Annotated in this window: 17 protein-coding genes and 1 tRNA gene; 10 read left to right on the top strand and 8 right to left on the bottom strand. The window is 60.8% G+C overall.

Features of this window, described 5'->3' with window-relative positions; translation table 11 throughout:
• Window positions 1-34 precede the first annotated feature (34 nt).
• Window positions 35-1,927, bottom strand: a complete 1,893-nt coding sequence (locus BUA94_RS15000; RefSeq protein WP_073014400.1) for a SurA N-terminal domain-containing protein — start codon at window positions 1,925-1,927, stop codon at window positions 35-37.
• A gap of 241 nt (window positions 1,928-2,168) precedes the next feature.
• Here BUA94_RS15000 and tpiA point away from each other — a divergent pair, with 241 nt between their 5' ends.
• From tpiA to BUA94_RS14970, 6 genes are all read left to right on the top strand, one after another.
• The gene (gene tpiA / locus BUA94_RS14995; protein WP_073014129.1) at window positions 2,169-2,927 is read left to right on the top strand and encodes a triose-phosphate isomerase; all 759 of its coding nucleotides are present in this window, start codon (window positions 2,169-2,171) and stop codon (window positions 2,925-2,927) included.
• Between the two features lie 133 nt (window positions 2,928-3,060).
• Window positions 3,061-3,432: a preprotein translocase subunit SecG gene (secG, locus tag BUA94_RS14990; RefSeq protein WP_073014128.1), complete on the top strand. Its 372-nt coding sequence runs from the start codon at window positions 3,061-3,063 to the stop codon at window positions 3,430-3,432.
• A 132-nt stretch (window positions 3,433-3,564) separates the two neighbouring features.
• The gene (locus tag BUA94_RS14985) at window positions 3,565-5,193 is read left to right on the top strand and encodes a CTP synthase (RefSeq protein WP_073014127.1); all 1,629 of its coding nucleotides are present in this window, start codon (window positions 3,565-3,567) and stop codon (window positions 5,191-5,193) included.
• A 36-nt stretch (window positions 5,194-5,229) separates the two neighbouring features.
• Window positions 5,230-6,054: a VOC family protein gene (locus BUA94_RS14980; protein WP_073014126.1), complete on the top strand. Its 825-nt coding sequence runs from the start codon at window positions 5,230-5,232 to the stop codon at window positions 6,052-6,054.
• A gap of 147 nt (window positions 6,055-6,201) precedes the next feature.
• Complete coding sequence (locus tag BUA94_RS14975) at window positions 6,202-7,353, top strand: efflux RND transporter periplasmic adaptor subunit (protein WP_073014125.1); 1,152 nt, start codon at window positions 6,202-6,204, stop codon at window positions 7,351-7,353.
• Window positions 7,354-7,358: 5 nt separating this feature from the next.
• Window positions 7,359-10,511, top strand: coding sequence for an efflux RND transporter permease subunit (locus BUA94_RS14970; protein WP_073014124.1), 3,153 nt, complete (start codon window positions 7,359-7,361; stop codon window positions 10,509-10,511).
• A 77-nt stretch (window positions 10,512-10,588) separates the two neighbouring features.
• Here BUA94_RS14970 and BUA94_RS14965 read toward each other — a convergent pair whose 3' ends face one another.
• The 6 genes from BUA94_RS14965 to BUA94_RS14940 all read right to left on the bottom strand — a co-directional run bounded on the left by BUA94_RS14965 (window position 10,589) and on the right by BUA94_RS14940 (window position 17,996).
• Window positions 10,589-11,701: an iron-containing alcohol dehydrogenase gene (locus tag BUA94_RS14965; RefSeq protein ID WP_073014123.1), complete on the bottom strand. Its 1,113-nt coding sequence runs from the start codon at window positions 11,699-11,701 to the stop codon at window positions 10,589-10,591.
• Between the two features lie 417 nt (window positions 11,702-12,118).
• Window positions 12,119-13,102, bottom strand: coding sequence for an ABC transporter ATP-binding protein (locus tag BUA94_RS14960; RefSeq protein ID WP_073014122.1), 984 nt, complete (start codon window positions 13,100-13,102; stop codon window positions 12,119-12,121).
• Window positions 13,099-14,130, bottom strand: a complete 1,032-nt coding sequence (locus BUA94_RS14955; protein ID WP_408011948.1) for an ABC transporter ATP-binding protein — start codon at window positions 14,128-14,130, stop codon at window positions 13,099-13,101. Before BUA94_RS14955 ends, BUA94_RS14960 begins: the two co-directional genes overlap by 4 nt.
• Before the next feature lie 4 nt (window positions 14,131-14,134).
• Entirely contained in the window at window positions 14,135-15,019 is an 885-nt protein-coding gene (locus BUA94_RS14950) for an ABC transporter permease (RefSeq protein WP_408011958.1), read from the bottom strand.
• 7 nt (window positions 15,020-15,026) lie between these two features.
• Complete coding sequence (locus BUA94_RS14945; protein ID WP_073014119.1) at window positions 15,027-15,980, bottom strand: ABC transporter permease; 954 nt, start codon at window positions 15,978-15,980, stop codon at window positions 15,027-15,029.
• A 405-nt stretch (window positions 15,981-16,385) separates the two neighbouring features.
• The gene (locus BUA94_RS14940) at window positions 16,386-17,996 is read right to left on the bottom strand and encodes an ABC transporter substrate-binding protein (RefSeq protein WP_073014118.1); all 1,611 of its coding nucleotides are present in this window, start codon (window positions 17,994-17,996) and stop codon (window positions 16,386-16,388) included.
• A 540-nt stretch (window positions 17,997-18,536) separates the two neighbouring features.
• Here BUA94_RS14940 and BUA94_RS14935 point away from each other — a divergent pair.
• Genes BUA94_RS14935 through BUA94_RS14925 form a run of 3 tightly spaced genes read left to right on the top strand, consistent with a single transcriptional unit; the run spans window position 18,537 to window position 21,129 of the window.
• The gene (locus BUA94_RS14935; protein ID WP_175558052.1) at window positions 18,537-19,232 is read left to right on the top strand and encodes a FadR/GntR family transcriptional regulator; all 696 of its coding nucleotides are present in this window, start codon (window positions 18,537-18,539) and stop codon (window positions 19,230-19,232) included.
• Window positions 19,229-20,407, top strand: coding sequence for an amidase (locus tag BUA94_RS14930; protein ID WP_073014116.1), 1,179 nt, complete (start codon window positions 19,229-19,231; stop codon window positions 20,405-20,407). The genes BUA94_RS14935 and BUA94_RS14930 overlap by 4 nt, the downstream gene beginning before the upstream one ends.
• Window positions 20,407-21,129 carry an aspartate/glutamate racemase family protein gene (locus BUA94_RS14925; protein WP_073014115.1) on the top strand — a complete coding sequence of 241 codons (723 nt, stop codon included), beginning with the start codon at window positions 20,407-20,409 and terminating at the stop codon, window positions 21,127-21,129. The genes BUA94_RS14930 and BUA94_RS14925 overlap by 1 nt, the downstream gene beginning before the upstream one ends.
• Window positions 21,130-21,171: 42 nt before the next feature.
• On the opposite strand, the gene BUA94_RS14920 is transcribed toward BUA94_RS14925, so the two are convergent.
• Window positions 21,172-21,247, bottom strand: a tRNA-Lys gene (locus BUA94_RS14920).
• 358 nt (window positions 21,248-21,605) lie between these two features.
• On the opposite strand from BUA94_RS14920, the gene BUA94_RS14915 reads away from it, so the two are divergent.
• Window positions 21,606-21,896 carry a hypothetical protein gene (locus BUA94_RS14915; protein WP_073014114.1) on the top strand — a complete coding sequence of 97 codons (291 nt, stop codon included), beginning with the start codon at window positions 21,606-21,608 and terminating at the stop codon, window positions 21,894-21,896.
• The last annotated feature ends 128 nt before the right edge of the window (window positions 21,897-22,024 follow it).

Raw genomic sequence — 22,024 nt, 5'->3', positions numbered from 1 at the left:
CGGGGTTGCCGGGGCGCTGCGCAGTCACGGCGGGTCAGTTCGTCGGGGAGCCGATCACGAGGCCAATGGCGGCCTGGTTGATCTCGACACCGGCCTCGGTCTCGACCTGAGAGATGTACTGGTTGAGAAGCGAATCCTGGATCTGCTGGGACAGCTGATCGCGGATCTGCTTCAGATCGTCGCTTTCGGCAAAGAAGGCAGGGGTGTTGACCGCATCGACACGCAGAAGCAGACGGCCATTGCCCTTTGCTTCGCCCGCATCCGTCACGGTTCCGACCGGGCCGGAGAAGATCACGGAAGCCGCTTCCTGGCTGAGGTCGCCCGTGGCTTCGCCGCGCTTGACGTTTTCAGCCGTCTTGACGGTCAGGCCGGCTTCCGTTGCCAGATCCGCGAAGCTGGTCCCGGCCTTGGCCTTGTCTTCCAGTTCTTTCACCCGGGCGTTGATGCGCTTTTCGGTCTCTTCGACTTTCCAGGCCTTGATCACGTCGTCGCGGACTTCAGAAAGCTCGCGGTCGCGGCCAGGGATCACCTTGGTGACTTCGTACCAGAGGAAGCCGCGCTGACCGATCGGCAGCGGGTCGTTCTCGATGCCGATGTCGCTGTCGAAGGCGCCGGCAACCAGACCATCAACATCCGGAAGCAGAACGGCCTTGCCGTCTTCACCGGCACCCGTGTTGTCGAAGGCAGCGGGCGTCTGGGTCTTGAGCTGGAAACGGTCGGCAACGGCCTGAAGGCCTTCACCGCCGGCGCGCGCATCTTCAACATCGTTCAGAAGATCGAGGACTTCGCGTTCGGCAGCTTCCGAGGCCAGGGCCTTGCGGATGTCCGCGCTGACTTCCTCAAGCGGCTTGGTGTGGGCAGCCTGAACTTCCGCAACTTTGATGACGACTGGAGAGAAACGGCCGTCGATGACATCGCTGGTCTCGCCGGTTTCCATCGAGAAGGCAGACTCGCCGATGGCCGGGTCGAGGAAGTCGCCCTTGGTCATCAGGCCGAGCGTGACGTCCTTGTCGGCAAGGTTGCGCTCGCTCATGAGCTCTTCAAAGGTCTTGCCAGCCTTCAGTTCTTCGCCAGCCTTTGCCGCATCGTCCTTGTTCGGGAAAGCGATCTGGAGAACCTTGCGGCGCTCCGGCTGGGAATAATCTTCGGTATTGGCTTCGTATTCCTGCTGGATCGCTTCGTCGGTCACATCTTCCGGACGGGACAGGCTGTCCGGGGTCAGTTCGAGAAGCACTGCCTCACGGTATTCCGGTGCGCGGAACTTGGTCTTCTGCGCTTCGAAATAGGCGTCCAGAGTAGCCTGGTCCGGATCTGCGATTTCGCCAAGGCTGGCCGCATCGACGGTCAGGAAGCTGACATTGCGGGTTTCGCCCTGATAGCGGTTCACGACTTCCAGATAAGCGTCGGGAGCGACCATGCCGCCGGAAACTGCTTCGGCAAGCTGCTGGCGCTCTGCCAGTTTGCGGCGGTCGGTGACATATTCGTCTTCCGTCACGCCTGCGTTGCGCAGCACCTGGGCCAGACGGTTGCGGTCGTAGCCGCCGGTCGGGCTCTGGAAAGCCGGATCCGCATGGATCAGGTCGATCAGGCGCTCGTTGGACACGCCCAGCCGCATGCCGGAGGCGGCTTCATCCAGAGCTGCCTGAGCCACGAGGCGGCCGAGGGTCTGCTGCGGCAGGCCAAACTGTGCGCCTTCGGTGGTCGAAAGCGTGCGTCCTATACGGCTGGAGAAGTTTGCAAGGTCGCGGCGGTATTCGCGGTCGAAATTGACCAGCGAGATTTCAGTGCCTCCGACGGTAGCTGCCACGTTCTGGCCGAAGCCCTTGAACATGTCTGCGACGCCCCACACGGCAAAGCTGAGCACAAGCAATGCGATAAACAGTTTGGCAACAATGGTGCCGGCGCCCTTGCGCAGCGCGTCGAGCATGACGTCTCCAGTCTCTTCCAATCCGGGGTCCGGTTTGTCCGGGCCTCTTGAACTCTCTCAAGCTCCAGTGCGGAGCGGGCGGATAATAGAGACGGGAACCAGAGCGGGCAAGGCGGCGGGCGACATTCTGCCAGGAAGCTTTTCCCCAACGGCCCGGATCGCGAAATTTCTCTGGCCGCAACCGGTATTCGGCGCTAGACGAAGGGCCGCAATTCGAGATCTTTCATAAGGACCGCAGGGCATGACGCAGACCATCAAGCCGCTTGTTGCCGGAAACTGGAAAATGAACGGAACCCGGGCATCTCTGGAGGAATTCAGCCGGATTGCTGCGGGTGTCAGTGCGGATCTTGCCGCCAAGGCCGATACCATGATCTGTGCTCCAGCCACCCTGACGGCCCTGATGGCTGCGGCCGCAAATGGCACGCCGGTCCAGGTCGGTGCGCAGGATTGCCACGCCAAGGCAAATGGGGCCCACACCGGTGATCTGGCTGCCGAGATGCTGGTCGATGCAGGCGCAAGCGCCATTATCGTCGGTCATTCCGAGCGCCGCGCCGATCATGGCGAAAGTGATTCTGATGTGCGCGCCAAGGCGGAAGCTGCCTGGAGGGCGGGGGTTCCGGCCATCATCTGCGTCGGGGAAACCGAAGCGCAGCGCAAGGCAGGCGAGGAAGTCGCTGTTGTCTCTGCCCAGCTGGCGGGGTCCATTCCGGATGGCGCAACGGCGCAAAACAGCATCATCGCCTATGAGCCTGTCTGGGCCATCGGCACGGGTCTGACGCCGACGGCAGCCGATGTCGAAGCCATGCATGGCGCCATGCGCGACGTGCTGGTGAAGCGCTTTGGCGCGGAAGGTGCGGCCATGCGGCTGCTCTACGGCGGTTCGGTCAAGCCGGCGAATGCGGCAGAACTCATGGGCGTTGCCAATGTGGATGGTGCGCTTGTCGGTGGCGCAAGCCTGAAGGCCGCTGATTTCCTCGGGATCCTGGCCGCCTACGCCTGATCTTCGGCAGAAACCGGTTCATTTGTCGGCTCACCCTTGAAAAGGGATGGAGTAAAGTTCCATTTCAAGGGTGGAAAGCCCGGCAAAGGTGGTGTAGAACGCCGCCAATCTTGAACAAACAGAATGGCAAACGATGGAAACCGTAGTCATCGTCATACATTTGATGGTCGTGCTGGCACTGGTGCTGGTCGTCCTGCTGCAGCGCTCTGAAGGTGGAGCACTTGGCATGGGCGGCGGTGGCGGCGGTGGCTTCATGTCCAGCCGCGGGACAGCAAACGTCCTGACCCGTGCGACTGCGATTCTTGCTGTAGCCTTTTTCGCAACGTCCATTGCGCTCAGCCTCATCGCCAAGATGAATGAGACCCCGTCTTCGATCCTCGATTCCGCTCCGTCTGCATCGCAGACGCTGCCGTCCGCTCCGGCCGGTGGTTCGGGCAATGGTATCCTGGATGCGCTGAAGAAGCCTGAAGAGCCCGCTGGTCCGCAGGTCCCGGCTGCTCAGTAAGCCGTGAGGCCTCTATCGGCCGCGGTTCCGTGACATTAAGTGCCCTGCGCCTCTTTCGCAGGGCATTTTTATTGTGTCTAACGAAACTCCCGGGTGGTCAGATGACCCCTGGCAACGATATGGTATTGCTCCATGGCGCGATACATTTTCATCACTGGCGGCGTGGTTTCCTCGCTTGGCAAAGGTTTGGCTTCTGCAGCTCTCGGAGCATTGCTCCAGGCGCGTGGCTACAAGGTTCGGCTTCGTAAGCTCGATCCCTATCTCAACGTCGATCCGGGCACGATGAGCCCGTATCAGCACGGCGAATGCTTTGTGACCGATGACGGGGCCGAGACCGATCTCGACCTGGGTCACTACGAGCGGTTCACCGGCCGTCCTGCCAACAAGCAGGACAACATCACCACCGGTCGCATCTATCAGGACATCATCGCCAAGGAACGGCGCGGGGATTATCTCGGCGGCACCGTTCAGGTGATTCCCCATGTCACGGATGCCATCAAGTCCTTCGTTCTCGATGGCAACGAAGACTATGATTTCGTCCTGACGGAAATCGGCGGCACGGTCGGCGATATTGAAGGTCTGCCGTTCTTCGAGGCAATCCGTCAGCTTGGCAATGATCTGCCGCGCGGCGACGCCGTCTATGTTCACCTGACCCTGATGCCGTATATCCCGGCTGCGGGTGAAATGAAGACCAAGCCGACCCAGCACTCGGTCAAGGAGCTGCGCTCCATCGGCATTCAGCCGGACATCCTGATGATCCGCTGCGACCGTCAGATTCCGGAAAGCGAACGCCGCAAGCTGTCGCTGTTCTGTAACGTGCGTGAAAGCGCCGTTATCCCGGCCTATGACGTCAAGTCCATCTATGACGTGCCGATCGCCTATCACAAGGAAGGCCTGGACGACGAAGTTCTGGCCGCTTTCGGCATCAAGGGGGCTCCTGCGCCGGTGCTGGACCGCTGGACCGGCATTTCCGAAGGCATTGCCAATCCGGAAGGCGAAGTGAAGATCGCCATCGTCGGCAAGTACACGGTGCTGAAGGATGCCTACAAGTCGCTGATCGAAGCACTTGTCCATGGCGGCCTCGCTAACCGGGTGCGGGTCAACATGGAGTGGATCGATTCGGAAATCTTCGAGAAGGAAGATCCGACGCCTTATCTGGAAGGCGTGCACGGCATTCTGGTGCCGGGTGGTTTCGGCGAGCGCGGAGCGGAAGGCAAGATTGCCGCAGCTCACTTCGCCCGGACCCGCAAAATCCCGTATTTCGGCATTTGCTTCGGCATGCAGATGGCGGTTCTGGAAGCGGCCCGCAACATGGCCGGCATCACGGAAGCCAATTCGACCGAGTTCGGTCCTGCCAAGGAGCCTGTCGTTGGCCTGATGACCGAATGGTCCAAGGGCAACGAGAAGGAAGTCCGTTCGCAGGATGGCGATCTCGGCGGCACCATGCGTCTGGGCGCCTACACCGCTGCCCTGAAGCCGGGGTCCAAGATTGCGGATATCTATGGCTCCATCAGCGTTTCCGAACGCCACCGTCACCGCTATGAGGTGAACATCGGCTACCGGGAGAAGCTGGAAGCCTGTGGTCTGATTTTCGCGGGCACGTCTCCGGACGGCGTTCTGCCGGAAACGGTCGAAATCGCGGATCATCCCTGGTTCATCGGCGTTCAGTACCATCCGGAACTGAAGTCCCGTCCGTTCGAACCGCATCCGCTGTTCGCTTCCTTCGTCAAGGCTGCCATGCACCAGGGCCGTCTCGTCTGACGGTCAGGTCTTGCAAGGAACAATGAGGGGGAAGCCATGGTTCGCGGGCTCGATCACGTCGTCGCTGCTGTTCAGGACCTGGATGCAGCGGCACGCGCCTGGGAAGCGCTTGGCTTCTCCGTCACGCCAAAGGCGGTTCACCCCTGGGGAACCGCCAACCGGCTGATCCAGCTCGATGGGTTCTTTATCGAGCTGCTCGCCCTGGACGATGCTTCCCTCATTCAGGACGCAGGCGAAGGCGCCTTCTCCTTCGGTGCCTTCAACCGGGACTATCTGGCATTGGGCAAAGAGGGCATGACCATGCTCGTTGCCGAGAGCCGGGACCCGCAAGCCGACCGTGCGGCCTTTCAGGAATTGGGCTTGCAGACCTTCGAGCCGTTTTCCTTCGGCCGCAAGGCGGTGCAGCCGGATGGATCCGTTCGCGAAGTCGGGTTTGACCTGACCTTCACGGCCGAGCCTCTGGCACCGGAAATCGGGTTCTTCACCTGCTACAACCGGTTTCCCGAGAACTTCTGGAAGCCGGCCTATCAGACCCACCAAAATGGTGCGCGCAGCCTGAAGGGCGTGACCATGGTGGCGGCTGATCCTTCCGATCATCACGAGTTTCTCGGCGGTTTCACCGGTCAGCGCGAAATGCGCGCGACCAGTCTCGGCCTCGAGATGGACACGCCCCGTGGCACGATTTCCGTTCTGACCCCGCGGGCCTACCGGTTCCGCGATGGCGACGCGGCTGCTGACAGCCTGCCGTCCAGCCCTCCGGTTCTGGCCGCCCTCGAAGTGGCCTGCGAAGGCCTGTCCGAGCGCAAGGTGATTCCGGCTCGGGACCTCTTCGGCATCACTTTGGCTCTTGTGCCTGCCTGAGATTAATTCCTTTCCTTTCGTCAGCGGTTTGTCACGCGACCCTGTTTTTCAGGTGTTGCCCGCCCACGCACTTGGCCTGTAGGGTTCTCAACCTGTACATGGGCGGGACGTATTTTCCCGTTTGTCGTGCCGTAGGGGGCCTTGTTTATGAAATTTTCCGACCGCGCATTTTCCGGCAGCGCGAAGGTTTTCGCTTTGCTGACACTTTCCGCTTTGACGGCATGCGGAGACGAGGCGAAGACACCTGCCGCCGTTCCGGTGCCTTCGGTCACGGTTTCCGGAATTCAGACCAAGGAAATCCGCCAGAGCGCGAGCTTCGTTGGTCAGGTCGCCGCCATCAACGAGGTGGAACTCGTGGCCCGCGTGAGCGGCTTCCTCAACGAGAAGGCCGTTCCGGATGGATCGCTGGTCAAGAAGGGGCAGACGCTCTTCGTGATCGAGAAAAGCCAGTATGAAGCGAATGTTCAGAAGGCTCAGGCGGATCTGGAGAGTGCCAAGGCGGATGCGGCACTGAAGACCGCGAATGAGGCCCGGGACAAGGACCTGTTTGAAAAGGGTCATCTTTCCCAGGCCGCCTTCCAGGCAACGCAAGCCCTGACGGCTCAGACCAAGGCGGCCGTGGAAGCGGCGAGTGCAGCGCTCGCCCAGGCGAATCTCGATCTCAGCTACACCGATGTTGCCGCGCCCTTTGACGGCCGGATTGGCAAGACGCCTTACAGTGTTGGGGACGTGGTTGGTCCGTCTTCCAGCCCGCTCGGCACCGTGGTGCAACTGGCCCCGGTCTATGTGAACTTCTCAGTCAGCCAGTCTCAATATCTGAATGCCTTGAAAGCCCACAATCTGAACCCGTCCGATTTCAAACCGGAAGAAACGCCCAACCTTAAGCTGAGCCTGCCCAATCGGGAACAATATGGCGAGACTGGCAAGATCGTCTTCATCGACAACAAGGTCGATGCCCAGACCGGGACAATTGCGCTAAGGGGCAAGTTTGCCAATCAGGACGGCTTCCTGGCAGATGGCACCTATGTGTCTGTGACAATCGAATCCCCTCAGGAAACAAAAGCCCTGATGGTGCCGCAGGCGGCTGTCCAGCGGGATCAGCGCGGTAGTTTCGTGCTCGTGGTCAACGCCAGCAGCACGGTGGAACAGCGCTATGTTCAGCTCGGAGCCCAAGTTGGAACTGACTTCGTCGTGAAGGAGGGGCTGCAGGAGGGCGAGAGCGTGATCACGGAGGGGCAGCAGAAGGTCCGGCCCGGTGTCCCGGTCAAGGCGGTCCAGTCAGTCAGCCAGGCGGGGTAGGGCTCATGTTCTCAGTCTTCTTCATCCGGCGTCCCAGATTCGCCCTGGTGATTTCCCTTGTGATCACCATCGCCGGTGTCCTCGGGTATTTTGCTCTTCCTGTCGAACAGTTTCCCAACATCACCCCGCCGGTCGTCAATGTGTCGGCGAGTTATGCCGGCGCCAGTGCCGATGTTCTGGAAGATACGGTGGCTGCCCCGATCGAGGCGCAGGTCAATGGTGTCGACGACATGCTCTACATGTCGTCGAACAGCTCCGATAGCGGCAGCTATTCCCTGAACGTGACCTTCGCCGTCGGCACGGATCCGGATATTGCCGCAGTCAATGTCCAAAACCGCGTCAGTCAGGCCACCAGCCAGTTGCCATCTGATGTGACGGCCAATGGTGTGACCGTTCAAAAAGCCTCGACCAACATGCTTCTGGTGGTGGCGCTCTATTCTCCCAAGGGCACCTATGACGAGGTGTTCCTGTCAAACTATGCGTCCATCAATCTGAAGGATTCGCTCGCCCGCGTTCCGGGCGTTGGCAAGGCGGACGTGCTGACGGATTTTGCCTATGGCATGCGGATCTGGCTCGACCCGGACCGTCTGGCCAGTATGGGCATGACGCCGACCGACTTCATCACGGCCATTCGAGACCAGAACCTGCAGGTGGCAGCCGGTCAGATCGGTGCCCCGCCGGTCCCCGCCGGCCAGCAGTTCCAGTACACAGTGAAGGCACAGGGACGGTTGTCCAGTGTCGAGCAGTTCGAGAACATCGTGCTGCGCACCGGCAAGGATGGCGCCATTGTGCGTGTTGGCGACGTGGCCCGGGTCGAAAGAGGGGCGCAGTCCTATTCGGCCAGCGGTGCGTTCAATGGCAAGGCCTCGACAATTCTGGCGATCTATCAGGCGCCCGGCGCCAATGCGATTGCCGTCGCCGAGGGAGTACAGGCCCGTCTTGAGGAACTGTCCCAGGCCTTTCCTGACGACGTTGCCTATGAGGTACCGTTCAACACGACGGATTTCGTCCAGGCATCAATGGACGATGTGATTGTGACACTGGGCATCACCTTTGTTCTGGTGGTCTCGGTGGTGTTCATCTTCCTGGGCAATTGGCGCGCGACGATCATTCCGACCGTTGCCATTCCTGTTTCCCTCATTGGCACCTTCGCAGTTCTGCTCGAATTGGGCATGTCGCTAAACACGATCTCGCTTTTCGCCCTGGTTCTGGCCATCGGGATTGTGGTGGATGACGCCATCGTAGTGGTGGAGAACGTCGAACGGATCCTGAGTGAAGAGGATCTCAGTCCGCAGGACGCGACGGCCAAGGCCATGGGGCAGATTACCGGGCCAGTCATCGCGACGACCCTCGTTCTGCTCGCGGTTTTCGTTCCCACAATCTTCATGCCGGGCATCACCGGGGAACTCTATTCCCAGTTCGCGATCACCATTTCAGTGTCCGTGATCATTTCGTCGATCAACGCCCTGACCCTGTCTCCGGCTTTGTGCGGCATGATCCTCAGACGGCGGGCCGGCCCGCCGCGCGGAATAATGTCCCTGTTCGACCGGGGCATCACCGGCGTGCGCAATGGGTATTCTGCTCTGGTGCGCAGATTGCTGCGCGTCGCGTTTCTGGGGCTTGCTGTGATTGCGGCTGTTGTGGCGCTGATTGTGGTGCTTGGCGGGCGGCTGCCGCAGGGGTTCCTGCCACTGGAAGATCAGGGCTATCTGATGGTGGATATCCAGCTGCCCGATGGGGCCTCTCTGGAGCGCACCGAGATCATTACCAAGTCGCTGATCGAGAAGGTGGGGCAGACACCGGGCGTCGCCAATGTCGTGACAGTGAATGGATTCTCGATCCTGAACTCGGCCCTTTCTTCCAATTCGGCGATGATCATTGCCACATTGGACAATTGGTCGAAGCGGCAGGAAACCTCACTGCGTGTCAACGCCATCCTGGGCAAGTTCTGGGCGGAGTTCTCAGCCGTCCCGGGTGCGCGGATCATTGCCTTCAATCCGCCGCCGATTCCCGGACTTGGAACAACGGGCGGTGTGCAGATGATGGTTCAGCAGACCGCTGGCGGCACGCCGCAGGACCTGTCCTCTGCGGTTGGTTCCTTTGTCTATGGCGCGAACCAGTCGCCTGAAATTGCACAGGCCTATTCGACATTCCGGTCGGACGTGCCGCAGCTCTTTGTCGATCTCGACCGGGAGAAGGCAAAGACCCTCGGTGTGAATGTCGCGGATGTCTTCACCACGCTCCAGACCTACCTCGGTTCATATTATGTGAATGACTTCAATATCTTCGGGCGAACCTACAAGGTCATGCTTCAGGCTGACGGCGAGTATCGCAACAACCCGGACGACATTGGACGGCTTTATGTCCGCTCAGCGAGCGGGGCCATGGTGCCGCTGAGTTCACTTGTGAGCGTGAGCAACACGCTGGGGCCGCAAACCCTGACGCGCTACAACATGTTCCGCTCTGCAACGCTGAACGCAGATCCGGCTCAGGGGGCGTCAACCGGCGTCGTGATGGCAGCCCTGCAGTCTGCGGCGACGGAAGCGCTGCCCTCGGGCTACAGCTATGAATGGACGGGGACGGCCCTCCAGCAGCAGGGATCGGGAGACATCGTGCTCTTCATCCTGTTCCTGTCGATCCTGTTTGCCTATCTGTTCCTGGTCGCCCAGTACGAAAGCTGGAGCATGCCTCTGGCGATCCTGATGTCCGTGACGGTGGCTCTGCTGGGCGCATTCGTTGCCGTCTTCCTGACCGGCGGAGACGTCAATCTCTACACGCAAATCGGTATGATCATGCTGGTCGGGATGGGGGCAAAGAACGCGATCCTGATCGTGGAATTTGCGATCGAGCAGCGGGAAAGTGGCAAGTCGATTATCGCTGCGGCAGAAGAAGCCGCCCATATGCGCTTCCGCGCCGTGATGATGACCGCCTTGTCCTTCCTGCTCGGCGTGGTGCCGCTGCTGACTGCAAGCAGCGCTGGCGCGGCCAGCCAAAGGGCGATCGGCGTCGCGGTCTTCGGCGGCATGTTCTTCGCGTCGTCCCTCGGTGTCTTGCTTATTCCTTCCCTGTATGTGGTCGTTCAATCCACGCGCGAGAAGGTGAAAAACATGCTTGGCATGAAGGCGAAGGAACCGGAAGCCGCCCAGGCCGAAGGGTGAGCACAAACACATCTGAAACTGAAAAGAGCCGCTGAAAAGCGGCTCTTTGAGTTCTTGTCCCTGAACGGCTGAGCAGGTCAGCGGGCGTCTTCCAGAATCGCGAGGTAGTCTTCCTCGGTTGCAAGGCGCGGGTTGGTGGCGTGGCAATGATCCAGGAGGGCGGCCTTGGCCACCTGGGCACGGTGCTCCGCCGTGACGCCGAGAGCGTCGAGGCCTGAGGGGATGCCGATATCCTTGATCAGCTCTGCCATGACTTCATCCGGCTCGCCGCCGAGAATGCCGCTCATCACATCCCACTTCGCACCGATCACCGGCCTGTTGAAGCGCAGGACAGGCGGGGTCAAAATGGCGTTGAGCGTGCCATGATGCAGGTTCAATTCCTTGATCGCACCCAGCGGATGGGTCAGCGAATGGATCGCCCCGAGCCCTTTCTGGAAGGCCATGGCTCCCTCGGTTGACGCCATCATCATGTCCCAGCGGGCCTGACGGTCCGATCCGTTTTTCACCGCTGTCCTGATCGCACTGAAGCCGCGGGTCAGGCCATCAAGCGCGATGGCTTCTGCGGGCGGATTGATGGACGGCGCCATGTAGGTTTCAAGGCAATGGGAAATTGCGTCCATGCCGGTCGCCGCTGTCAGGAAGGGCGGCAGGCCCAGGGTCAGTTCGGGATCGCACAGGGCGATGGACGGCATCATGGCCGGGCTGATCACGCCAAGCTTGCGCCCGTCTGTCATGTTGATGACAGAGGCCCGGCCGACTTCCGATCCGGTTCCCGCCGTGGTGGGGACCGCGATCATCGGGCATACCTTGGGCGAGATCTTCGAAATGCCGCCTTCGATTGCGGCATATTGGGCAAGCGGCGCCGGATTTCCGGACAGAAGCCGAACGCCCTTGGCAAGATCGATCGAGGACCCGCCGCCGAGCCCGATCACGCCATCGCAGCCCTCTTTCTGGTAGAGCGCATAGGCCTCCAGGATAGCTGCTTCCGTGGGGTTTGAAGGGGTGCCGTCGAAAACGGCGCTTTCCATGCCCAGCGGTCCGGTCAGCTTCTCCAGCAGTCCGGCGCCGATCACGCCCTTGTCGGTCACGATCAGTGGACGTTTCATGCCGAGACTGGAAGCGTGCTGGCCGATAGTGGCGATGGCACCGTGGTCGAATACGATTGTGGTCAGATAGGTAATCAGAGCCATGTGTGTGGAAGTCCTCCCGGCTTCGCTAAGTCATTCTATGATCACACCTTGGCACATTTCTCGAGGCTTCGTCCTTCCCCAAAATCGGGGGAGCGAAGATTCTGGAAACGGGAAGAGAGAAAGTGCAATGAGGTCTAACTGGTCCTTGCTCTCCCTCATCCTGAGGAGCCTGGCAATCGCCAGGCGTCTCGAAGGATCGGCTGCATGCACCGGGCCTATCGCCCATGCTTCGAGACGGACCTTCGGTCCTCCTCAGCATGAGGTGATAGGAGACCTATAATCTGTGCGAGAGACAAAAACTTGTCGCTCGCGCTGTCCCGGCCTCCGAGCCGGGACCCTATGGCTGGCTGGAGGCGAGGCCCCGGCTCAAGGCCGGGGCGGCGTGGCGTCTGGGTCTGACGCAACCCAAATGCCCGATTATGCAGTCACTGCAGCTTCGGCTGCCAGAACGCAGGCGGCTTCGTGGCCGTTGCCGATGTCGATCCTGGGAGGCAGCGCCTTCCAGCACTCCGGCCGCGCCAGGCTGCAACGGGGCGCGAAGGAGCAGTTGGAAGGCGCTTCCTCCAGAGGCGGTGGCGATCCGGGGATCGCGTCGAGACGGCTGCCTTTCACCGCGCCATGGAGATTGGCCGCAAGCAACCCCCTGGTATAGGGGTGGCGAGGGTTCTTGATCACGTCGCGGGTCTTGCCGGTCTCGACGATATTGCCCGCATACATGACCGCGATCCGGTCCGAGACCTCGACGGCAACGCCGATGTCATGGGTCACGAAGATGACGCCCATGCCGAATTCCTTCTGCAATTCGCGCAGGAGCAGAAGGATCTGGATCTGGACCGTCGCGTCCAGTGCGGTCGTCGGCTCATCGGCCAGGAGCAGCTTCGGCCGGCAAGCCAGCGCGAGAGCGATCATGGCCCGCTGGCGCATGCCGCCGGACATTTCATGCGGATAGTTCTTCAGGCGCCGTTCGGGGGAGGGAATGCGCACCCGCGTCAGCATGTCGAGCGCAACATCCATGGCAGCAAGCTTGCTGATGCCCTTGTGGCGCATGACGGCTTCGGCGATCTGGTCGCCGATCGTGTAGACCGGATCAAGCGCCAGGGCCGGTTCCTGGAATACCATGGAGACATCGCCGCCCCGGTACTTGGCCAGAGCCCGCCCGGAGAGCGACATGACATCCGTGCCCAGAACCTTCACGGAGCCTTCGAGGTCCGTGCGCTTGGGGGGCAGTAGGCGCAGAAGCGTCTTGAGCGTGACACTCTTGCCCGAACCGGATTCGCCGAGCAGTCCCAGCATTTCGCCGGGCTTCAGATTGAGGTTCAGGCCATTGATGGCATGGACCGTGCGGTCACCCTTGAAGCGGACGACAAGATCCTTGAACTCGACAAGCGGGGTCTCGCTCATTCCGCGGCCTCCCTGAATGACTGGCTGTGGCCGGAGGCCGGGTCCATCATGTGGCAGGCGGCCAGATGGGTCTCATCACCGCCAATGACACTGAGCTTCGGCTTGGCTGCGCTGCAGACGCTTTCGGCAAACTTGCAGCGGGTGTGGAATCGGCAACCCGAAGGCGGGTTGATCGGGTTGGGCGGATCGCCTGCGAGCGGCGGTTCTTCCGTGCGGTTGTCCGGATCCATGGAAGGCATGGCCGCGAACAGGGACGAGGTATAGGGATGCGCCTGGTTGTGATAAATCGCCTCGGCGGGCCCGACCTCGACCACTTCGCCCAGATACATCACCAGAACCCGGTCGGAGATGTAGCGCACGACATTGAGGTCGTGGGAGATGAAGATGTAGGTCAGGCCGAACTCTTCTCTCAGCTCATTGAGCAGATTGAGCACCTGTGCCTCGACCGACTTGTCGAGGGCGGAAACCGCCTCGTCCAGAATCACCAGCCGGGGTTCCATGGCCAGGGCCCGGGCGATGTTGACGCGCTGACGCTGACCGCCTGACAGCTCATGGGGATAGCGATGGGCAAACCGGTCCGGTTCCAGGCCGACACGCTTCAACAGGTTCCGGGCCTTGCCTTCCGGATCTTCCAGTCCGTTGATCTTCGGGCCGAAGGCGACGGAGTCCAGAATGGTCAGTCTGGGGTTCAGGGACGCGTAGCTGTCCTGAAACACCATCTGGACACCCCGGCGCAATTCCTTGAGCGTGATGTCCTCGCCCAGAACGTCGCCGTCGAAAATGATCTGGCCGTCATCCAGTTCAATCAGGCCGATCATCAGCCGGGCGGTCGTCGATTTGCCGCAACCGCTCTCACCGACGATGCCCAGAACTTCCCCCTTCTTCACGTCGAAGGAGACGCCGTCGACCGCGTGAACGGTGGCTGTCTGCCGGTTGAGCAGCCCTGAACGGATCGGGAAGTGACGCTTCAGATCCTTGGCGATCAGGAGTGGCTGGCGTGGTCCGCCGCGGTCCTCTTGTCTGGTCATGGGCTCAGTCCTTGACATTCATGGCGCTGCGCAACCCATCGCTCAGCAGGTTGAGGCAGAGGGACGTGATGAAGATCATCAGGCCGGGAAGGGCGGCGACCCAGGGATTGACGTAGATCGCCGTGCGCAGGGTGTTGAGCATCAGGCCCCATTCCGGCTCTGGCGGGCGAACGCCGATGCCGAGGAAGGAGAGGCCAGCGGCCAGGATCATGCAGACGCTGGTCAGGCTCGTTGCATAGACGAAGATCGGGCCGAGCACGTTGCCGAGCACATGCACGCGGATGATCGTCAGGGCGTTGCCGCCCGATGCCCTTGCCGCATCGATATAGTCCAGAGCCCGGACACTGGAGGTCGCACTTTCGGCCACGCGGGCAATCGGTGGAATGAACACGATTGTGAGCGACACGATGCTGTTGACGATACCTGCCCCCAGGGCGCCGGAAATGGCGATGGCCAGAAGCACGGAGGGAAAGGCGAAGAAGACGTCGACCGTGCGCATGATGATCGTGTTGACCCAGCCGCCCGCATAGCCTGCGATCAGGCCAAGGGTGGAGCCGATGCCGAAGGCGAACACCACCGGCATCAGGCCGACAAAGAGCGTCAGCCTTCCGCCATAGAGCAGGCGGGCCAGCATATCGCGGCCCTGTTCATCGGTCCCGAGCGGGAAACCTGGAAAGCCGATCGGCTTCAGCCGCTTGATCATGCTGGCCTTGTAGGGATCGTTCAGGCCCAGATAGGGCGCGAAGATCGCGGCCAGGATCAGGAGCAGGACGATTACGGCGCAGGTGACGGCGACGGGATCACGGGAGAAGCGCTTGAGCACCCCGCTCCAGTAGCCCTTGGTCTTGGCGACCTGCTCGGCCGGAGCCTTTGCCTCGGTTGCTGCCATGCTCATGTCAGGACCTCTTGATGCGCGGGTCGATGGCCGCCTGAAGGACGTCAACGATCAGGTTCATGGTCACGAAGAACAGCGCCAGCACCAGAATGGTGCCCTGCAGAAGCGGCAGGTCGCGCTGGAAGATGGCATTCGACAGGAGGAAGCCGGAGCCAGGCCAGTTAAACACGGTCTCGATCAGGATCGAGCCGCCGAGCAGGTAGCCGAGCTGAAGGCCCATGACGGAAAGGGCGGTCGGGGCGGCATTGCGGATTACATGGCGCAGCACGTCGATCGGATAGAGCCCCTTTGCGAAGAGGGCCTGCACGAAGTCCATCGAGAAGATATCGCCGACCAGTGCGCGAACCGTTCGGGCAACGATGCCGATGGGCACGACGGCAAGCGTGACGGCCGGCAGGACCAGGTAGCGGATATGCTCCAGGTCCCAGCTCCATTCGCCGGAGCCGCCGGGGCCTGCGCCCATGGAAGGCAGCCAGCCGAGCTGGACGGAGAAGACGATGACCAGAACGATACCGAGCCAGTAATTGGGAACGGAAACACCGGTGATGGCCACCGCGGTGATCATCCTGTCGAAGATCGTGTCGCGGAAGTAACCGGCCAGAAAGCCAAGGAACAGGCCGATCGGAAAGGCGATCAGGCTGGCGGCGAAGGCCAGAAGCAGCGAGTTCTTAACGGCCAGGAAAACTTCGCCAGCCACAGGCCGTCCGGTCGCGATGGACTTGCCGAGATCGCCGGTCGCAGCCTTGCCGATCCAGATCGCATATTGAACGGGCATGGGCTTGTCGAGGCCATAGGCCGAGCGCATGGCCGCCTGCTCTTCAGCGGTGGCATCCACCGGCATGATCGCGGTCAGCGGATCACCGGGTGCGATGTGAACGAGCAGAAAGCAGAACATGCTCACACCGATGGCAACGGGGAGAACATAGATCAGGCGTCGAACGAGATAGGTGAACATTCCCTGGTCCGTTCCTCGAGAAGCTGGCCGTTGCCGGCGCGGATATCGGGCGGATCGGATCCGCCAGTGACTGTGATTGCAAACCTGTTGCCGGTCTGCGCGGTATGCGTTTGACCGGATATCAGCCGGTCGCGGCATGGGCCGTCTCCCCCCTTGAGGGGGAGATGTCAGCGGAAGCTGACAGAGGGGGGTAACGCATCTGTATAGCCAGCAGACACGGTGGAACTCCGGGAGGTCGATACCCCCCTCTGTCCCCATTCGGGGACATCTCCCCCTCAAGGGGGGAGACTGGAGCCTGCCGGGCCGCTTGTGAACAATACAAAGGAACCTCCGCCGGACACGATTGGTTGGACCCATCGGCCTTGAAGGAACGGCTGGCGAAAGGTTCCGCCAGCCGGAATGTCATCAGTCCATCGTGATGGACGAGAAGTTCTGGTACCAGTTCTGGGCCTGAACGAAGCCCTTCACCTTCGCGCTGAGGGCGCGCGGTGCCACGTCGTGGGTGACCATCAGGAAGAGGGCGTCGTTGACGTACTTCTCGTGGGTCTTGCGCAGAACTTCGTTCTGGGCTTCCGGATCGAAGGTCGTCTTGATCTGCTTGAACAGATCCTGCATTTCCGGATCGCAGTAGTGGCCCCAGTTGGTGCCGTTCGGGGCGATCAGGTCACAAGAAAGGTGACGGATGAGGCCGGTGAACGGGTCCTGGATGAAGTAGGTGAAGTTGATCGACTGGGAGCCTTCGACGCTCGCATCGGCAGCGCCTGCACGCCACAGATTGATCATCTGGTTCCATTCCACGACCATGAATTCCACTTCGATGCCGACTTCGGCCAGGCTCTGCTGGATGTATTCGTTCATCGGCAGCGGCAGCATCTGGCCGGAACCTGACGGAGAAATCAGGGCCTTCACCTTCAGCGGCTTGTCTGGGCCGTAACCGGCTTCGGCGAGCAGCTTCTTGGCTTCTTCCGGGTCATATTTCACATCGAAGGTCGGCTTGCCGAACCACTGGCTGGACGGCGGCAGGAAGCCCTTGGCCGGAATGGCCAGTCCACCGAGCAGTTCGCTGAGACCATCCCGGTCGATCGCAAGGTTTGCGGCCTTGCGGATGCGGATGTCGTTCCAAGGCGAACCGTCCAGACGGGACAGGTGCCAGGTCCAGTTGTGCGGATAGGCGTTGGAGACGATCTGGAAGCCGCCGCCCTTCAGGGCCGGAATGGTGTCCGGAGCCGGAGCCTCGATCCAGTCGACCTGACCGGACATGATGGCAGCGGTACGGGCATTGGGCTCCGGCAGCGGCATCAGGACCATCTTGTCCAGCTGCGGCACGCGGGCCTTGTCCCAATAGGCTTCGTTCGGGACCATTTCAGCGCGCTCGCGCGGCACAAAGCTGGTCAGCTTCCACGGGCCTGTGCCGGAAGGAGCCTTGGCGACCTCTTCCCAGCTCTTGCCATGGGATTCCCAGTTTGCCTTGGAGGACATCAGGATCCAGGCGAGCTGGTAGGGCAGGGTTGCGTCCGGCTCCTTGGTGGTGATTTCGAGGGTGAGGTCGTCGATGGCCTTGTAGGAGGCAACGGCCGGAATACGCGACTTGCCCTGGGCGGACTGGCGCGGGTCATACTGCTCCGCATCCGGGTTCAGCAGCTTTTCCAGGTTCCAGACCACGGTTTCGGCGGTAAACGGGCTACCGTCATGGAAGGTGACGCCTTCGCGCAGCTTGAAGGTCCACTTGGTGGTGTCGCTCGGATCGACCGACCATTCGGTGGCAAGGCCCGGGATCAGGACGGACGGCTTGTCGGCACTGGTCAGGTCCCATTCGACGAGGGAGTCATAGACCGTGTAGCCCATGAAACGCATGCCTTCGCCGCCCTGGTCCGTCTGACCGGTGGTCAGCGGAATGTCGGCTGCCGTCATGCCAATGCGCAATGTGCCACCGGCCCACCCGTCAATGGAGGTGGAAGCAAGCAAGGCCAGCGACAGGGTCGCGAGCGCTGCTTTCTTGAACGTCTTGAGAGCCATTCCCATCATCCTCTTCTCAATCGTCACGCAAGGTCGATGCGCTTGCGTTGTCGTTTTTGCTGCCGTGTGCCTGATGCGTTTCCCTTGTGGCGCGATGATTTCTGCGCTGCCTTGTCACCTGTCGGCCTTGCCGGCCGCTGCTCCTCTGGACAGAAGAACCCAGAGGATGTTCCTCTGTGATCCGACCCTGCCTTCACGCCAGACGTCCGGTCATATGTCCGGTCTGCCTTGACGCTTTCAACTCTTCTCTCGAGGAGAAAAGTTATAAAAAACAATATCTTGTCAGCGTATTTTCGTACTTGTTTTCAACTCTGAAGTCAGGTTACGAATGTCTGGTCTGACCAGATGACGGTAGGTTTTGGTCAAAAATCATGCAAGATCATAGTTTGGGCATAAATGATGAGAAATGCAGCAGACCGGACTTCAGCGGTGTCATCGCCGGAAAAACCATCAGAGGCGTCGCCGGATGGATTGCCTGAGTTTCCAGCTGATAAGCTGACCGCATCCCGGTTGGCCGTCGAAGAAGCTCCGGAGGAAGAAGTGTCTTCCGTGCCGGCCCGTGTCGCCCGATCCATCCAGGACATGATCTCCGAGCGAAACCTGCAGGCAGGCGATCCCTTGCCTTCGCAGCGGGACATGACGGTTCTGCTGGGCGCGTCACGCCCTTCCGTGCGGGAGGCGATCTCCATGCTGGAAACGCTCGGCCTCGTAAGGGTCGAGAAGCGCCGAGGGGTCTTTGTGGCCGCTCCCGGTGGCAGAAGTCCTGCCGACATGTGGCCGCTGGAGGCGGGCTATTCTCTCAAGGAAGTGTTCCAGTTCCGCGCCAGTTTCGAGCCTGCTGCCCTGCGTCTGGCCTTCGCCAACCTGACCGGGCCTGCCTTGCAAAAGCTTCGCCGGTTCACATTTGCCCTGAAGGATGCCGCCCTGAGCGGCAACTCCGTCCTTGCGGCGGAGCAGGACACGCTGTTTCATGACGTGATTTTCGAGAATTGCGGCAACCGCTTGCATGACGATATACGCCGTCACCTGTCCAGGGTGATGCAGAACAGCCAATGGGTGCCCATGGTGATGCTGGAGCAGGTGCGCGATACCGCCGAGGAACATTTGAGCATTCTGGCTGCCATAGAGGCCGGAGATTGCGAAGCTGCCTGCGCAGCGCTGGAAGCCCACATCATTGCCGCCGCTCGGCGGTGCGATATCGATCTTGATCTTTCCCCCAAGGAGTTTTCCCGATGAGCGTTACTCATGTGGCAACCGATACCGCCGGTGCCTATGCCGAGTATTTCCAGCAGCCAGTGCGTTCGGGGGCTGGCCCGCTCACCGGTCTGAGCTTCGCCGTCAAGGACAACTACATCTATCAGGGCAGGGTCGCGGGAAACGGCAATCCGCTCTGGAAAGCGACCCATTCGGCCGATCAGGAAACGGCCCCGGCCGTGAGGCTGATGCTTGCTGCAGGCGCTGCGCTGAACGGGTTCACGTTGATGGAAGAGCTGGCTTTTTCGATCACCGGCATCAACGCGCATTATGGCACGCCCCTCAACAGTGCTGCGCCTGACCGGGTGCCTGGCGGATCGTCTTCCGGCTCTGCCTCTGCGGTGGCGGCCAGGCTAGCTGATTTTGCCCTCGGGAGTGATACGGGCGGATCTGTGCGGGTGCCTGCAAGCTTCTGCGGCCTCTATGGTTTGCGACCGACCCATGGGCGCATCGATGGCAATGGATTGCTGCCATTGGCGGCCAGTTTCGATGTGCCGGGCTGGTTTACCCGTGACCTTGATACGCTGCTCAAAGTGTCTGCAAGCTTTGGCATCAAGGCCGGGGCAGGGCGCATGCCGGACCGGCTCTGGCTTCCCGACGAGGTCTGGGCAAGGCTTTCACCCGAGGTGCGGGAGACTTTTGCCCCCGTTTTGAGCAAGCTTGAAACCCTTGGAATTGAGATCGAGCGGTCTGCCCTGCCGGGTCTGCCGCTGGAAGAGTGGCTGCAGACCTTCCGGACCTTGCAAAGCTACGAAGCCTGGCAGGCGAATGGTGACTGGATCACCCGCGAGAAGCCAGAGTTCGGGCCAGGTGTCGGAGCCCGGTTCGAGTTCGGCTCGAAGATCTCGGAAAAGGCGTTTCAGGATGCAGCTGCCCACCGGGAAGCAATTCGCGCGGAGATGGATACGGTCTTCGGGGCCGGCACAGTGTTGGTCATTCCGTCTGCGCCCGGTCCGGCGCCCAGGATCGACACACTTGAGCCGGAGCTGGACGCCTACCGCGCCCAGACCATGTGCCTGACCTGCATCTCCGGCCTGAACAGCTATCCGGAGCTTTCCGTGCCGGGGCTTCTTCATGAGGGGGCTCCGATCGGCCTCTCGCTGATTGCGCCAAGGCTGCGTGACCAGGATCTTCTGGCGCTGGCAGCTGCTTTGTGATGGCGGCACAAGCAGAAGGGCGGATCGATGAAGAACGACGCGCTTCGAGGCCGCGGGTCGTTCTGATCAACCCGAACACCAACCGCTCCACGACAAGCCGCATGGTTCAGATTGCCCAGGAAGCTGCCGGAGAGCTGTCGGACGGTCCGGGCGGGCTTGCTATCGAAGGCGCCACCGTTTCCTCCGGCGTGCCCCTGATCACGAACGAGCCCGCATTGAATGCGGCAGCTGATGCGGTTCTGGAGCTTGGGATGTCTCTGATGCCGGATGCGGCCGGGGTCATTGTGTCTGCCTTCGGGGATCCGGGACTGGATGCCTTGCGCCGCCGGTTGAGCATTCCGGTGGCCGGAATTGCCGAATCGTCCTTTCGCGAGGCGGCAGAAGGCGCGCGCAGATTCGCCGTGGTCACAACCACGCCGGACCTGAAGGCGGCCATCACGGCAAGAGTGATCGGAGAAGGCTTCGGGGCTCAATTTGCCGGCGTCTGGCTGACACCGGGCGATCCTGCCCGGTTGATGGCTCAGGAAGAAGCTCTGCTTGAGGCTCTGCTGCGCGGCATAGAAGATGCTGTCCGTCAGGATGCAGTTGAGGCGGTGATTATTGGCGGTGGTCCATTGGCCGCTGCAGCACGCGTGCTTGCGCCCAAAAGTCCTGTCCCCTTGATTGAGCCAATTCCGGCTGCAGTGCGCCGCATGGCGCAAATGATAAGGGCCCGCAGCTAGCCGGAAAGGCTTGTCATATCAGGAGTTTGTCGGAAGGGAGAGTGGTGAGCGCGCAGGGGTTCGAACCCTGGACCTACTGATTAAAAGTCAGTTGCTCTACCAGCTGAGCTACGCGCTCCCAGAAAGGAGATCCGCCTGGAAAATTGGCTCTGGTTAGCCGCGCCAGAGGCGCTTCCGTTGCGAATGTCGCGTTGTGTATGCTGACCGGCTCCGGGTTTCAACCCTGTTCCTGCAAAAAATCGTGCGTAAAGGTGAGAACAAAGAGAAAGGCGAAGCTTCCGGCGGCATTAACCTAACCGGAAGGTTGTTTCTTTCTGCCCGGAAAAAGCGGCGCTCTTAGGTCGTATTGACGATTCCTGTTCCCGGCAAAATGTTGTAGCTTTAAGTCATCATTGTTTGCAGCACTTGCAAACTCGGAGCAACACGGGCGTTACTCCATTGTTCTCATGATAGCAGCACATCAAGAGTGAGGCTAAATGCCAGACCGTTATGCTGATCCGGTTGCGGAACCCATTGAGCTTGAGTTTGTTCGCGGCCACATCGCCGCGACCATGACCCTTGTCCTTGGGCTGATCGATCAGGGGGTGATCGATCGCGAAAGGCTTGATGCCTTTTTTGCCGGCTTTATTTCGGAATTGCCCCACACACGCGACACTTTGGGTCTCCGCCTCGTGCTGGACCAATGGCGCGATGGACTGCGTTCCGGCAGGGACGAGAGCCAACTGCGCCAATCCCTCTTCGAGGTGATCAAGGGCGGGCGGGACTAGGCCTCCAGGGTCTGTGCCAAGCGAGATAGCAATAGAGATTTCGGAAAGCGCTGCGGGAAACCGTTGGCGCTTTTTCTGTTTTGGGTTGCCCCCAACCGATGTGGCCTTGACTGCGGTTTAGCGCGATG

The sequence above is a fragment of the Roseibium suaedae genome (genome assembly GCF_900142725.1).
Lineage (GTDB): Bacteria > Pseudomonadota > Alphaproteobacteria > Rhizobiales > Stappiaceae > Roseibium > Roseibium suaedae.
This window is presented reverse-complemented; position numbering and strand designations above follow the sequence as displayed.